The sequence below is a fragment of the Reichenbachiella sp. genome (assembly GCF_965223055.1).
Lineage (GTDB): Bacteria > Bacteroidota > Bacteroidia > Cytophagales > Cyclobacteriaceae > Reichenbachiella.
Genome location: NZ_CBDCVM010000005.1, coordinates 33,485 through 48,034, shown reverse-complemented (window position 1 = coordinate 48,034; position 14,550 = coordinate 33,485). Strand labels below are relative to the sequence as shown.

General features: G+C 39.2%; 13 protein-coding genes. 6 read left to right on the top strand and 7 right to left on the bottom strand.

The annotated features are described in order from the left end of the window. Positions 1 to 7: 7 nt before the first annotated feature. Genes ACOQO5_RS03270 through gldH form a run of 4 tightly spaced genes read left to right on the top strand, consistent with a single transcriptional unit; the run spans position 8 to position 1,667 of the window. Positions 8 to 1,021 carry a PSP1 domain-containing protein gene (locus tag ACOQO5_RS03270; RefSeq protein ID WP_420580248.1) on the top strand — a complete coding sequence of 338 codons (1,014 nt, stop codon included), beginning with the start codon at positions 8 to 10 and terminating at the stop codon, positions 1,019 to 1,021. After that, on the top strand, positions 1,011 to 1,175 hold the full coding sequence (locus tag ACOQO5_RS03265) for a hypothetical protein (protein WP_420580247.1): 165 nt from the start codon (positions 1,011 to 1,013) through the stop codon (positions 1,173 to 1,175). Before ACOQO5_RS03270 ends, ACOQO5_RS03265 begins: the two co-directional genes overlap by 11 nt. Positions 1,176 to 1,179: 4 nt before the next feature. Beyond that, positions 1,180 to 1,371: a hypothetical protein gene (locus ACOQO5_RS03260; protein WP_420580246.1), complete on the top strand. Its 192-nt coding sequence runs from the start codon at positions 1,180 to 1,182 to the stop codon at positions 1,369 to 1,371. After that, positions 1,356 to 1,667, top strand: coding sequence for a gliding motility lipoprotein GldH (gldH, locus tag ACOQO5_RS03255; RefSeq protein WP_420580583.1), 312 nt, complete (start codon positions 1,356 to 1,358; stop codon positions 1,665 to 1,667). Before ACOQO5_RS03260 ends, gldH begins: the two co-directional genes overlap by 16 nt. Before the next feature lies 1 nt (position 1,668). On the opposite strand, the gene ACOQO5_RS03250 is transcribed toward gldH, so the two are convergent. Further along, entirely contained in the window at positions 1,669 to 5,694 is a 4,026-nt protein-coding gene (locus tag ACOQO5_RS03250; RefSeq protein ID WP_420580245.1) for an AAA domain-containing protein, read from the bottom strand. A 56-nt stretch (positions 5,695 to 5,750) separates the two neighbouring features. Beyond that, on the bottom strand, positions 5,751 to 6,665 hold the full coding sequence (locus ACOQO5_RS03245; RefSeq protein WP_420580244.1) for a ComEA family DNA-binding protein: 915 nt from the start codon (positions 6,663 to 6,665) through the stop codon (positions 5,751 to 5,753). Between the two features lie 110 nt (positions 6,666 to 6,775). Between ACOQO5_RS03245 and ACOQO5_RS03240 the strand changes: the two genes are divergently transcribed. Then, on the top strand, positions 6,776 to 7,381 hold the full coding sequence (locus ACOQO5_RS03240; protein WP_420580243.1) for a carboxymuconolactone decarboxylase family protein: 606 nt from the start codon (positions 6,776 to 6,778) through the stop codon (positions 7,379 to 7,381). Here the strand turns inward: ACOQO5_RS03240 and ACOQO5_RS03235 are convergent. Both ACOQO5_RS03235 and prfA read right to left on the bottom strand, forming a co-directional pair. Continuing rightward, the gene (locus ACOQO5_RS03235) at positions 7,378 to 8,757 is read right to left on the bottom strand and encodes a hypothetical protein (RefSeq protein WP_420580242.1); all 1,380 of its coding nucleotides are present in this window, start codon (positions 8,755 to 8,757) and stop codon (positions 7,378 to 7,380) included. The genes ACOQO5_RS03240 and ACOQO5_RS03235 overlap by 4 nt on opposite strands. Positions 8,758 to 8,783: 26 nt before the next feature. Then, positions 8,784 to 9,854, bottom strand: coding sequence for a peptide chain release factor 1 (gene prfA / locus ACOQO5_RS03230; protein ID WP_420580241.1), 1,071 nt, complete (start codon positions 9,852 to 9,854; stop codon positions 8,784 to 8,786). A gap of 154 nt (positions 9,855 to 10,008) precedes the next feature. On the opposite strand from prfA, the gene ACOQO5_RS03225 reads away from it, so the two are divergent. Continuing rightward, entirely contained in the window at positions 10,009 to 10,566 is a 558-nt protein-coding gene (locus tag ACOQO5_RS03225) for a hypothetical protein (protein WP_420580240.1), read from the top strand. Here the strand turns inward: ACOQO5_RS03225 and ACOQO5_RS03220 are convergent. The 3 genes from ACOQO5_RS03220 to ACOQO5_RS03210 form a co-directional block, all read right to left on the bottom strand. Continuing rightward, positions 10,555 to 11,418, bottom strand: coding sequence for a universal stress protein (locus ACOQO5_RS03220; protein ID WP_420580239.1), 864 nt, complete (start codon positions 11,416 to 11,418; stop codon positions 10,555 to 10,557). The genes ACOQO5_RS03225 and ACOQO5_RS03220 overlap by 12 nt on opposite strands. A 94-nt stretch (positions 11,419 to 11,512) precedes the next feature. Beyond that, positions 11,513 to 13,384 carry an asparagine synthase (glutamine-hydrolyzing) gene (asnB, locus tag ACOQO5_RS03215; RefSeq protein ID WP_420580238.1) on the bottom strand — a complete coding sequence of 624 codons (1,872 nt, stop codon included), beginning with the start codon at positions 13,382 to 13,384 and terminating at the stop codon, positions 11,513 to 11,515. Positions 13,385 to 13,432: 48 nt separating this feature from the next. Next, entirely contained in the window at positions 13,433 to 14,458 is a 1,026-nt protein-coding gene (locus ACOQO5_RS03210) for a phenylalanine--tRNA ligase subunit alpha (RefSeq protein ID WP_420580237.1), read from the bottom strand. Positions 14,459 to 14,550 lie beyond the last annotated feature (92 nt).

Sequence of the window (14,550 nt, the reverse complement as noted above, 5' to 3'; positions counted from 1 at the left end):
GGACAAGATGTCGGGATGCAGTACTTGCAGCACATTGACGGCTGCAGACGGAAGTATAAAAGGATGTAAGAGTAATGGAGGTTGCAGCAGTGGTGGCTGCACCAAGATGAATACTTTTGATTGGCTCTCCAATATGGAGACTCCTGCCAAATATCAATTCGACATTTTTGAAGTTCGGTTCAAAAACGGAAGAAAAGAATTCTTCCGAAATTCCAACGATTTAGAAGTATACCCAGGTGATCCGGTTGTGGTAGATGTACCTAACGGACATCACGTAGGATATGTGTCTTTGCAAGGTGAGCTAGTTCGCCTTCAAATGAAAAAAAAGAAGGTTAAAGACGATGATGAAATTCGCAGTATTTATCGTGTAGCCTCACAAAAAGATCTTGAAAAATTTGAATCGGTCAAGAACCGAGAAAACCCTACCATGTATCGCTCACGTGAGATTATCAATGAGTTGAAACTGGAGATGAAATTGACTGATGTAGAATATCAGGCAGACAATTCAAAAGCTACTTTTTACTATTCGGCGGATGAACGTGTTGATTTTCGTGAATTGATCAAGCGATTGGCCGGAGAATTTAAGATACGAGTAGAAATGCGTCAGATCAGTCTACGACAGGAAGCGGGAAGACTAGGAGGTATAGGGTCCTGTGGCCGTGAATTATGTTGCTCTACTTGGCTATCTGATTTCAGAAACGTATCTACTTCTGCGGCTCGATACCAAAACCTATCTTTGAATCCTAGTAAGCTATCGGGTCAATGCGGACGATTAAAGTGCTGCCTCAACTATGAATTGGAGACTTACATGGATGCCTTGAAAGATATTCCAAAAGTCGAAACGGGCTTGATTACCGACAAAGGCGAGGCTCGTTTGCAAAAAACGGATATCTTTAGGAAGATCATGTGGTTCGGGTATAAAAACGACAATGCCTGGATAGCGTTGGACACAGAAAGAGTTAAAGAAGTCCAAAAATTAAACGCTGACGGTAAAAAACCAGAGAACGCTATTGGAAAATAAGGTAGGTGGTGAAAACCGAGAGTCTCAGTCTTTGAACAGCGATTTGGAGCGAATGGACAAAAAATTCCGAAAAGGAGGCAAACCAAAAAACAAGAACCGTCGCAATAAGAAGCGAGGAGGAAAAAATAAATTCAATAAGAAAAAACCGGATTAATCTTATGCTAAAATCATTGTTTCATTTCTTGGTGGCCACAAGCTTTTCACTTTTTGTAGTCGCCTGTAGCAGCAGTACCGTTATTGATGAGCAGTCCGACATTCAGGATGGCCTATGGCATTTGGACTCTTTATTGGCTTTTCAATTTGAGATAGAAGATACTACGCTTCGAATTATCAGATTCAGTACAATGTAAGGTATGCGGGTGATTATCCTTATTACAATCTCTATTTGAAATATTACCTAGAAGATTCGGCAGGAGTGATGCTGTCATCAGAACTACAAGAGTTGATTCTTTTTGATAAGAAAACTGGAGAACCACTAGGCGAAGGCCTGGGTGACTTGTTCGATCGAGGAGTTCCAGTATTTGAAGATCAGAAATTTCCCTATGCCGGTGAATACAACTTCAAAGTCAAGCAGTTTATGCGAATGGAGGCACTCCCTGGCATTCTATCTTTTGGATTGAAAGTGCAACAACCTGAATCGGAATAGTCTAATTCTCAATGGAACGTGTGATCATCCGGTTGATTCGTTCTTTTACGTGTTCTTTATCCATCCAGTATTGGCGGCTGGAGATCATATTAAATGTCCAATTTTTCTGTTTGAGTGTAAATGGCCGATATACATGTGAGGCCTTGATTGAAATATCTTGATGGTATAGGTCGTCATCAGTAATGATAGCGGCTAAATATTGATCCTGATACTTCACTGCTAAGTCTACAAATGGCAGAGTATGGTCCAGTTGTAAAGACTTGAAATGTTCAAAACCCAACGCTTCTATTTTGTTTTTCAGAAACCATGAAGTCGAATGATTGTGTGTTGGCTTCTCAGCAGGAGCTAAGGTCTTTTCTGAAATGGCATGAGCATATTCCAAATACTTCTTCAGTAGTCTGGGACCTTCATTTTTAGTTTCATTCACTCGCAGTTGCTGAGGCATAATACTGGTGACTAAATAGATTTTTTCTCTCGCTCTAGTAATAGCTACATTCAATCTATTTTCGCCTCCTTCCGCATTCAAACTGCCAAAGTTCATATTCATTTTCCCTTTTAAGTCTGGAGCGTATACCGTAGAAAATATGATTATATCCTTCTCATCGCCTTGAATATTTTCGATATTCTTTACAATCAAAGTGTCTGGGATTGAGAAATTTTGTTCCAATGAGTATTCTTCAAGAAAATCTAAAATATACATTTGCTGAGCTGCATTGAAAGTAACCACACCAATTTCGATCTTTGGGTTTTCTTTCAACAAAATCTGAATAATTTTCGCTACTCTTTCAGCCTCTTCATGATTGGTATTGTTTTGCCAAAAGCCCTCTACTTTTACATAGTCAATGGCCGATTGTTTGAGATTCAAGTCATTGAAATCAGGAAGCATTTTTAGTCGTTCTTTGTAGAAGTGTTCATTAGAAAAGCGGATGAGGTCCAAATTCTTACTTCTATAATGACCGTTGAGTTGTGCCTGCATCAAGTACTGGCTGCCTAAATCAAGCAGCGAATCAAAATCCAATGCTGCTACGTCTTGTTCGTTGTCATCTTCCCACCGAATTTTGTACAAATCATTTGGACGCAATTGTTTGTCATCGCCAGCGATGACAACCTGCTTGCCTCTATACATAGCAGGAATGCCTTTTTCAACGAAGCACTGGGACGCCTCATCGAATATTACTAAGTCAAATACTTTCTCCATAGGGAAGATGGCAGAAGCAGATTCAGGTGATGCTAACCAGCAGGGAATAAGGTCAAATACTTCTCGAGGATAGCTGGCGATCAATTTTCTTACCGGCCAGATTCTTCTTTTCTTGGTCACTTGATGATGGACATCACGGTAAGTGACTCTATTGTTGAGTCTATTATATTCTACGTTTTTGTAGACTCTTTCTCTGGATTTAAGCAAAAGTATTTCAACACTCATACGAAGCTTGTCTTTGACGCATTCTTGTAGTTCGGTCTGCATGTCTTCGAAATTCTGTGAAGAAACTGAGCGAAGTATAGGATACTTGAGTTCGATATGCTCGATCCATGCTAGACGCAGGCTATTGTCAAAATGCTTCCACCAAATATCCGCATTTATGCGAGGCTCATTTTCTAGTAGTTTATTTACAATACTGAGCTCATCTTCTCTAAATTCCGACTGCAGTTTATCAAACTCGCATAAGGAGTCAAAGTCTTGTTTGAGGGAAGTCAGCAGTTGTTCGATATTTAACTGGCCAGCAAAAATGAGACGCAATTGAGGGATGGAAAAATAGATTTCCCATTCTTCTAATTTCTTTCCAATTGGTTCTAACGCAGTAAGAAGACCAGCCAATTGGTTGGTATATTCGGTTTGATTAAGTGAAAGAGGAGATATGTATTCGTTCATATGACGAATGCCATCTAAAGTAGATTGAGCTTCTGCTGCCTGCTTTTGATAAAAAAACCAATTCTTGATCTCAATTTTGGTATAAACCGAAGGAAATGGCCCTAGTGCAGGCTCATCTTTGAGTAAGCTGAGATTGTGTTCAAGATTCAGTCTATTGTCTACTTTTTGAACTAATGTTTCAAATCCAATACGATCACTTTTTAGTCCGTTATTAACGAGTACTCTGGTAATAAATATTTTATCCTTAGAAAATAATTTCCACCTCAGCCATTTGAAGATGCTCTTGCGGGCATCCAAACTTCGGTCTAATGCTTCCTGAAATCTGCCAAGTTCTTCTGATTTTAGTGAGAGCTCGGCGCCTTGCCCTTCATAGCATTGCATGACCAGTTTTTCCGTCTCCACGAGTCTATCTTTACTTACGGTTCTTTGGACGTTTCTGAGAACTAAATTCAACGCATTAAATACCAGTGGGTCTTTGAGTACGGATACAAGATGTTCTATCTCCTCGTATTTTTTGATAATCTCAACTACATCTTCAAAAGAGACTTTTTTGCCAATAGCTTTCTCGGTGACGGTCTCTAAAACACTGATGTACGGCTTGATTTCATCCAGATGTTTTGAAATGGAATTGAGGTCCGAAACTTTGTAAGTAGCGAATGATTTCCTGTTGTACCAGGGGTGGTGTTCATTGAGAAACCCTTCTCCATACTTGCTATAAGTTTCTAGCTTTCTTTTGAATTCATCAAGTGTATCAAACCTAAAACTCCGGTATTCCAAATTGAGAGGAATAGCCAGTTCATGTGGGTTTGATGTAAGGTAGAGTTCCTTTATGGAAAGGCCGCATTCGGACTCATCGAAAAGGCTTTTTTTGAATTCTGAAAGCTCTTCATCCAATTGATCAATTCTTCTACTGGTCTTTAGAAAACTTCTTTCAAGTTGTATGGCATCCAGGGAGTTGTTTACTGATTGGTAGTCCTCTAACCGATCAATTTGACCCTCCAATTGTTCGTAGATGGGTTTTCTGTCATTTTTGAAATCATGAAGAAGTCCAATAAAGTCATTGAGTTCTTTTTCTTTTAGTCTTTCAAATACCACATCTAGTGCAGCACGCTTTTGACTAACCACCAGCACATTTTTACCTCGTGCAATGTAGTCGGCAACCAGATTGCAAATGAGCTGTGACTTGCCCGTTCCTGGTGGTCCTTGTACGACCGCTGAATTTCCTTTTTTGATGGCCTTAATTACATTCTCTTGATAAGCATCCATTTTAAATGGAGTGAAGGTTTGATCTTCTTTCACCCGTTTAAGAAATCGATAGTAGGAGGTGTCTTCTGATTTTTCTTCGTCGAGATTTCTTTCAGCAAAAAACTCTTCCATAGTTGAAAGTTTGGGATGCTCAAGAAGTGTAAGATAGTCGGGCACCAGGTAGGAACCAGCCTGAGGGAATATACCAAGAACTGCTTCAGGGAAAAGCTTTAGTTCTCCGTCTTTTTCTGATTGTTCCAGCTCCGCTTTCTTGTATGATTTGAAAGAGGTGAGAAGGTCTGTAAAATTGTCTTGATTGAAGTTTACCTCCAGCTTTTCATCTTTTAATAATTCATAAAGGTCCGTTCGAAACCCTTTACTTTCTTTATCAAAATCATCAAATACCCGTTCTAGTAAGTTTTCATTTGCCGGTAGTTGATTGAAATACGCATAAGCTAAAAGAAAAGATTTGTTCATCGTGACGTTAACATCTTTCCTACTGACCAAAAACCAATCCTTCTTATCAAACTCTAAAGCAACAGGAAAAAAGAGAAGAGGACATCTGGCTAAAGTGCCATCAGAGAATTTTCCTTTCACAAATGGCCAGCCAATATATAAATCTCTGGCTCCGCGTTCCTCGAAAATTAAATGATCTTCCCGCTTGAGCTGTTTTAGTTTTTTAGATAGTTGATTGGAGTCTTCATCTCTACTATTCTGAATGTCACAAAGTGGAATTTTTGCTTTTTTGGATAGTATCCCCTCTAAAACCTTGAAGGAGGGTTCATTTTTTGCAAAATCAAATTCATGGAGGTCTATAAACTGACCTGCAGGTAGCTTAGGAAGAAATATCGAACGACTATTTCCTGATAAATTTGTTAACCTTCTTAAGTAGGATTGAAGTATTTCTCTCATGAGATAAGATCAGAACGTAAAATAGAAAAGGATATTGATTTTCCCTAAAGGCCTTATCATTCTATGAACTCCACCTTCAAATAAGGAGCAATTCTTCGAAACAAAGAATCGGAGATAGTGTGAATCTTTTTTATTTCATCTACAGACTGGTAGTCACCATGCTGCAAACGATATTTTATTATGGCTCGACTTGTTTTATAGCTCAAATAAGGATGTTTTGAAAGAAATGATATTGAATCTTGATTGATGTTAATTTTTTTGGCTGAAGGGATAAGAACATCAAAATGGTTAAGCATTCGCTCATATACTTCGTCTTGGATTCCATATACTTCTTTAAGTTGATCGGTGCTAGTAAAACCGCCGAGCATATCTCTGTATTTAACAATCCTTGAGGATAATACAGGGCCAATACCTTTTACAATTTGGAATTGGGTCGTGTCGGCCAAATTCACATCAAACTTCACATTCTTTTTTTCGACGACTAATTTTTCAAAGTTCTGTTTTATTTGCGTGGATTTAGGCTTTGGTTTTGAAGCGGGTTGTGGAATTATGATATAATCAAAATAGGCTGTAGCAAGTTTTTGGTTGATCCCATAAATTTTCAACAAATCTTCTTTTTCCCTAAACGAACCGCCTTTTCTTCTATAGTTGATAATTCTTTCTGCAATTTTCTTTTTAAACCCAAGTTCTACCCATTTGTCGCTATCGATTTTGTTTGGGTCAAAGAATGTAGGTACAAATTTCTTGTCCTCTTCACCTTTCAATTTACTCCGAGACTCTTCTAACCAAGCCTTTAATATCCGTTTATCTTCAAGGTCACTGTGAAATGAATATCTGGTTAGCACTTGTTTTACTATTGAAGGAGCAGAAAGAATAAGCAATAGGATAGGAACTAAAAGCAGAAGGCCGTTGGTTTCTGAGGCTGAAAATCCGAAGAATAGCCTAATTCGATTTTTAAGTTTGGTTAGCACAGAATAAAAATAGTATTATAACAATTAAAATCATATTTAATTCTTCTCAATGAAATTTTGCGCCGGACTACAACGTCAATACTCTATATTTAATCAAAAACGATTGAGATATGGCCTGGATAAAAGAAATTGACTACGATGATTCGAAAGGAAAATTGAGAAAGATCTATGACCGCATCAAAGGACCCGGAGATTACATTGATAATATATTGAAAGTGCATAGCCTCAGACCATACAGCTTGGAAGGTCATATGGCTCTTTACAAATATGTGCTACATAATAGCACCAATGAGACGCCAGTTCATTTTTTAGAGGCTCTAGGTGTATATGTTAGTATGCTCAACAAATGTTCCTATTGTGTAGACCATCATTATCAAGGGATGAAAAAGCTATTGAAAGATGATGAAAAATCTGAAAAGATACACTCAGCATTGAAAAACGATAAGCCTGAAATGGTGTTTTCTAGCAATGAGTCAGCTGTATTTTCCTATGCAAAGAAGTTGACACTCAATTCAGCTACGATGACCAAAAATGACATTGTGAAATTGAGAAATGCAGGCCTTGCTGATGGCGAAATTCTTGAGATCAATCAAGTGGTGAGTTATTTCTGCTATGCCAATAGAACCGTTCTGGGGTTGGGTGTGAGCACAGACGGAGATATCTTGGGGTTATCTCCCAATGACCAAACCGATGAGGATAATTGGACTCATTCCTAAGGAATAGAGTCTTTTCTTTCATAGGCGCCAATATCAGGCATAGCGTCTCGCGGTGTTCCTAAAATATCATGAGTGACCAAAGAGCTTAGTGCAGAATCTCTGGCGTTTGACAGGGAATCAATTTGATAATCATAAAAGTCAGGGACATAGAACCCTGGGTAGTTGTTCTCCTGGCTTATGAAGTTGTTTAGTAGACTCCAGCTCTCGTCTGCAGACCGTAGGATGTTTCTCTCTACATTGATACTGGCTGGAATAGCGGAGTTCAAATCTATAAGAAACTCTTCCTCTTCCCTTCCCCAAATGATGGAATTGGTCAGGTCGAGAGAAAGATCATTGGCCAATACAGTGCCATCATTGAATTCTAAGTAATTGGTAAACCCTACAGAGGCTCCTTCGCGAGAAAAGTCATTGGGTTCGTTAGAAAAAGTGCAATGATTGAGTGTATAGCTCCCGCCTCCAAAACCTCCCAATAGTTGATTCTGACAATGGAAGACTTCAAGATTATAGGCTTCAATGGTTCCCGCATAAGCTGCTATTCCAGATGCGGACATGTGTTGGATCGAAGTATTGTGCAGCTGTAATTCTGCTCCCTCTCCATTATTTAAGTTGATGGCTAGAATAATGCCTGTGGTTCCATTTTTTATAATGGTATGATCAATAATATTACCAGTACTACCAGGAAAGAAAAACAGACTGCCCCACTGACCTGGTGCAATTTCATATTTTGCGTCTAACCTCGTGCCTGAAATTTCGACTTTTTCATCCGAGGTTCCTTGAACTATCAGGGAGCCCGCTATGGTCAGCAAGGCATCATTGTCGATGTAGATTTTGGCTCCTGCCTCTACAGTGAGCTGACAACCTTGAGCCACCCATGCAGAGTCATAGATGACATATGGACTCTCTTTCGTCCAGGTGGTGTTGCATGGAATGGCTTCATTATTGATGAACACAGCATCCTGACCCCAAGAGACCAACTTGATATTTTCTGATCTTGAGTTATACGCTACTTCCACAGAATCTTTGACCAAAAATGGAAGGTCTTGGTTGCTGGGGTCTATAAGCACTTCGACTAAAACCAGTAGGCTGTCATTCCCATAAATGATCTCATTCTGGAATGATTTTTCTTTGACTCCATTTACGGTAAGGGAATAGGAAGACTGGTTTCCAGACCCAAGCGATAACTCATTCAGTTGAATCGCTTTTTCATTAGGGTTGTAGATTTTAAATCGTTTGGTAATACTGCCTACAGTACTAAACAACGTGTCAAAAGTCACGGTGTCTGTAGAGTAGGTGAGTCTTAAACTAGGATCAAAAGAAATATCTTCTGAAGAAGGCTCGCATCCCATGAAGGCAGATATACCTAATGTGAAAAACAATATGAGATGTCTGACAACTTTCAAGACTAAGCTTCCCCGTCTTTTAATTTTTCTGCATTTTCAGCAATCCTCAACTGCTCGATGAACTCTCCAATTTCTCCATCCATAACGGTTGGCAAATTGTGCTGAGAATATCCTATGCGGTGATCGGTCACTCTTCCCTGTGGGTAGTTATACGTTCTGATTTTATCGGATCGGTCTCCACTGCCCACCATTGATTTTCTTTGCGCACCTACTTCGTCGTTATGCTTTTTTAGCTCAATGTCGTAGATCCTTCCTCTTAATACTTTTAGCGCTTTTTCCAGATTTTTGATCTGGCTTTTTTCATCCTGACATGAAACTACCAAACCGGTTGGAATGTGGGTTAAACGAATCGCTGAATAGGTGGTGTTTACAGACTGACCGCCTGGTCCACTGGAGCAAAAGGTGTCTTTTCTTACATCGTTCATATCGATTTGAACGTCCACTTCTTCCATTTCAGGTAATACGGCAACAGTAGCCGCTGATGTATGCACTCTGCCCTGAGTTTCTGTAGCAGGCACGCGCTGTACACGATGCACGCCAGATTCAAATTTCATTTTCCCATATACATCTTCTCCAGAGATCATACTTATGATTTCTTTGTATCCTCCAGAGCTACCTTCGGTCAAGTCCATTACACCCAGTTTCCAACCTTGCTTTTCGCAATACCTCTGATACATGCGAAAGAGGTCTCCTGCAAAAATGGCGGCTTCATCTCCTCCAGTTCCCGCACGGATTTCGAGGATACTGTTTTTGTCATCGTTAGGATCTTTTGGAATCAACATCTGTTTGATTTCCTCTTCGAGCTCCTCTTTTTTAGGCTCCAATTCGTCGAGTTCCATTTTGGCCATTTCCCGGAACTCAGGATCTTTTTCTGTTTCCAGAATTTCTTTTGAATTGGTCAGGTTTTCAAGAACAATTTTATATTCTTCGTATTTATTGACAATTTTTTCGAGGTCTTTATATTCTTTGCTCAATTTCGAATAGTATGACATGTCGGACATGGCATCTGGCTGAACGATCAGCTGTCCTACTTCTTCGAATCTATGCTTGATTTCCTCTAACTTCTCTTTCATTTTCAACAAATTTGAAAGCAAATCTAATAAATACTCTGTTGCTTATTTGATGATTTGAGAGATTCCAAAGTCGATTCTTTATGCTTTTGGAATCTAAGCGATCTAATTCGCGTAAACACTTTTTTAATCCATAACGCCAGACGAAATTTACCGAATGAATAAAGTAATCGCTTTTTCACTTTTAGGGGTTTTATGTTCTTGCTTATCTCCTGATGAAATTACTGTTTCGGCTGATGCTGATGTAGAAGAGCTGGATCAACAATTGAAGTCTCTGACGATAGAGCAAACAGGATATCAATTAAAAAAGAAGGTCCGATTGGATGAAGAAGAGGAACAGTTAACACTAGAGTTTGACACTTCTCTAATAAAAAAGGACCTCAAAACACTTATTGAATCTTCATTTTCGAGAATGATTCGGTCAACGAATTACTCGAAAGAGGTCAGTGAAAAGGAACTTTTGTATGAGCGAAAATCGAAAGAAAAAAAAGGACCAGTTATAGTTCGAATAGCCAAAGGTGCTGGAGGCATCATTTTCTTTGAGGTAAAATTTGAAGATGAAAATTATTTATACCAATCTAGCCAATCATTTCAGCTGTCTTTTGAACAAGGGTTGCTTAATAGTTATAAGGTTGAAGGAAACCGAAAACTTATTGGACTGGACCCTTCTAGTTACTTGATTGAAGTAAAGATTATAAAAGAATCAAATCTTTAATAGTGTTTCGAAGAAACCCATGTTCTCTGCTTTGTTTTTCACAACCAAACAAGCAATCTCTCTATCATAGCTGATCAAATTCACAGCAGTACTGCCTTTAAGCATAGATGCCAATTTGGTTCGACCACGTGATGCCACGATAATCATGTCAGCGTTTCTCTCCTTGGCCATTTCATAAATATTATCAGAAGGATTCTGATCTTCATCCAGCTCAAAGATAACTTCGTATTGGGATTCATCTAGCGATTGCTCCCGTTTGAATTGTTCGTACTCACGACGTTTGTTTTTGTCCATGATCTCAGCCATTTCATCATAGCTTTTTCCCGTATGGGTATATCCTGAAGGGACAAAATAAACATGATGCAGTAGTACTTCAACACCCATTTTTTCCTTGATGTTGAGTGCTGCATCAATTGCCGTCAATGAACTTCCTGAAAAGTCCAGCGGAATGATAACTTTTGACAACTTCAATTTAGCTGTTGATGGAACAAGGAGAACTGAACATTGCGCTTCATTAATCAGCCTGGCAGCATGCTTTCCAGTAGACTCCGTTTTTGGCTTAATTCCTAAAATAACCAAATCCACTATTTTGAATTCAGACCATTTTAAGATTTGAACTGCATTTTTTCCTTGGTGGATTTGCATTTCGGTTTCACAACCGGCCTTGAAGTGCTCTTGGATTTTTTCTTGAAAGTATTTTTTAACCTTTAGGCTGAGATTCTTTTTTGCTATGTGGACAAAGTAAACCTTCTCGCACCCGGCAAGTTCCGCGATCATTGAGCTGTATTGAATGATGTGCTCATCGAGCGGAGTGGAATCCAGACAAACTAAGAATTTATTCAAGTTTTGCATGCCAGTTGATTTAGTGGAAGTCGAACAAATTAAAATTAATCTAAATCTTTAATAATTAGCTTGAAGTGAGATTGAATTTTGTATTTGAGATGCGCTAAAAAAATTTGTTTTGCCATTTTTGGAACACATAGAGTCCCCAAACTCGTGCGTGACTATCTTCAGGGTTTCTTGAGAATAATTGTTTTTCGAGTGTTTTTAATTCATTCCATTTAAAAATTCCCTGGCTTTCGATCAGATTTCTATTAAATAGATGTTCACGAAGTTCACTTTTCAATGAGGATTTGAGCCAATCGAGTAATGGAATTTCAAAACCCTTCTTTGGTCTATTGTAAAGTTCTGCTGGAAGGATATGACGGTAGACATCCTGCAATACCTTCTTTCTCATGGACCCATCTATTTTCATCGAAGCTGGCAGGCCAAATACGAAATCGATAAGTTCATGATCCAAAAAAGGCACACGTACTTCTAGCCCATTAGCCATAGACATGAGGTCTACTTTTTTTAGCATGTCGTTCGGTAGGACAAACTGCGTATCTAACCTGAGTATATCGTTGAAATCATTGTAGCCGTTCATTGAGTGCATCCAGTAATCTCTCTGTTCGTGATTAGCTATCGGCTCTTTAAGCATTTGACTGACCTGAGTTTGCGTAGCGAACGAGGCCAAAAACCAATAGCGATCAGCAGGACTTAGTTTCATGGCATTTGCAAACCTAACCACTTGCCTTGCTGTGTTACTTATTTTTCCGGATCTGGACTTAGGCATAAGTCTGGCAAATGGTTTTGCTAAAGATATGAGAGCATTAACCTTTGTTGCATTTTCCATTTTCCACCAAGCCTCATGCTTGTTATATCCGGAGAAAATCTCGTCTGCTCCGTCCCCAGATAGAGCTACCGTTACATGCTCCCTTGTTTTTTTACTCAATAGGAAGACTGGAATTGCCGATGAATCGGCAAACGGCTCATCAATGTGGTCTACTATATCGGGCAAGTGGCTCGTAATTTCCTCATTGGTGAGTTTGAATGTGCTGTGATCTGTTTTGAATTTTTTTGCCACCAATTCAGCATATTGGGTCTCATCGAAGAAATTATTGCCTTCAAATCCAATAGAAAAGGTTTTTAGTGCAGGGGTTTGGCTTGAGGCTACAGCAGTAATAACACTTGAGTCAATACCACCACTCAAGAAGCAGCCTAAAGGCACATCAGCAACCATTCGCCTAGATACGGATCTTTCTAAAATCTCCTGTAGCTGAGTTTGTGCAGAAGCGTAGTTTATTCCGTCGTGTTGCTGGTGGTCTGGCAGATTATAGTATGGCTTTATTTCTACTTTACCGTTATGAATAAATATGTGCTGACCGGGTTCAAGTTTTTTGACCCCCTTAATCATTGTCAATGGAGCAGGCGTGTAATTCAGCTGCAGATAGTAGTTGAGCGCTTCACGATTGATTTCCTTGTCTATACCAAATTCTAGGATTGCACTCATCTCTGAAGCAAACAGGAACTTGAATTCATCTTGAAAGTATAGAAGAGGTTTGATGCCTAATCGATCTCTGGCGATGAATAAGGATTTTTCAACTGAATCATAAATCGCGAACGCGAAGAATCCATTTAGTTTTTGCAGACAAGATTTGCCTTCTTGAGCATATAGGTGGAGTAAGACTTCAGTGTCTGAGTCAGAATTGAATTGTACGCCTTTTGAAATCAATTCTTTTCTTAACACCTGATAGTTGAAAATTTCTCCATTGAAGACAATAACATACCTACCATCCAATATTTCAAATGGCTGATTGGCATTTTCACTGGTGTCTATGACTGATAGTCGTCGATGTCCCAAACCCACAGCATGATTGACATAAGTACCGTGGTGGTCTGGTCCTCGATGCGCTAGGGCCAAAGTAGCTGCCTCAAGATTCGTTAGATTGAATCGGCCTACTTCGTTGAATGCCAGAATGCCAGTAATTCCACACATAGATGATTTGGAAATTTATTCTGGAAAGCTAGTAAGAAAGATGCGCAGTTAGAAAGTTCCTTGAAACTGTCTTAAGAATCGGACATCGTTTTCAGAGAAAAGGCGTAAATCGTTAATCTGATATTTCAGCATGGCGATACGTTCTATTCCCATACCGAAGGCAAATCCAGTGTATTCCTCAGGGTCTATGCCACAATTTTTTAAAACGTTTGGATCAACCATTCCAGATCCTGCAATTTCTACCCAATTGGTGTATTTACATACATTACATCCCTTGCCATGACAAATGAAACAGCTAATGTCTATTTCAGCACTTGGTTCTGTGAAAGGGAAATATGAAGGTCTAAATCTAACTTTCGTGTTTTCGCCAAACATTTCCTTAACGAAATGATAAACGGTTTGTTTAAGGTCTTTGAAACCAACATTCTTGTCTACGTACAAACCTTCTACTTGATGAAAGAAACAATGAGCACGAGCTGAAATGGCCTCATTTCGATATACACGTCCAGGCATGATAGATCTAAAGGGTGGCTTGCCGCCTTCCATCATCCTTATCTGCACATTTGACGTGTGTGTTCTCAACACTTTATCTGGATTCTTCTCGATGAAGAAAGTGTCTTGCATTTCTCTGGCAGGATGATTCTCTGGAAAGTTGAGTGCAGTGAAATTGTAAAAATCTTCTTCAATTTCTGGTCCGCTAGCGATGTTGAAACCCATGCGCTCAAAAATTTCGATAATTTTATTTCGAGTGATGGTCAGAGGATGTACACTGCCATTTTCGTTTGGGACATCGGGCAAAGTTAAATCCAGCCCTTGGCTAGCTCCTTCAGTTGAACTACCTTCTAAAGAGTCTGCAAGTGCTTTAAATTTCTCTTGAGCCAGTGTTTTCAGTTCATTCAATGCCTGACCGAATGCTTTCTTCTGATCATTTGGAACATTTTTGAAGTCATTAAAAAGCTCGGTGACGACACTTTTTTTACTGATGAACTTCATTCTGAACTGTTCCAAATCATCCGCAGCTTTTACCTCTGCAGATTTAATCATGGCCTTGTATTCTTCTACCTTGTCAAACATAATATGCGAATTGAAGCAGCTAAGTTAGCATAGCCCTTGGCTTTTAGCAATTAGCTCTTGGCTTTTTCCCAAGGGTAACGCTAAAACTAAGG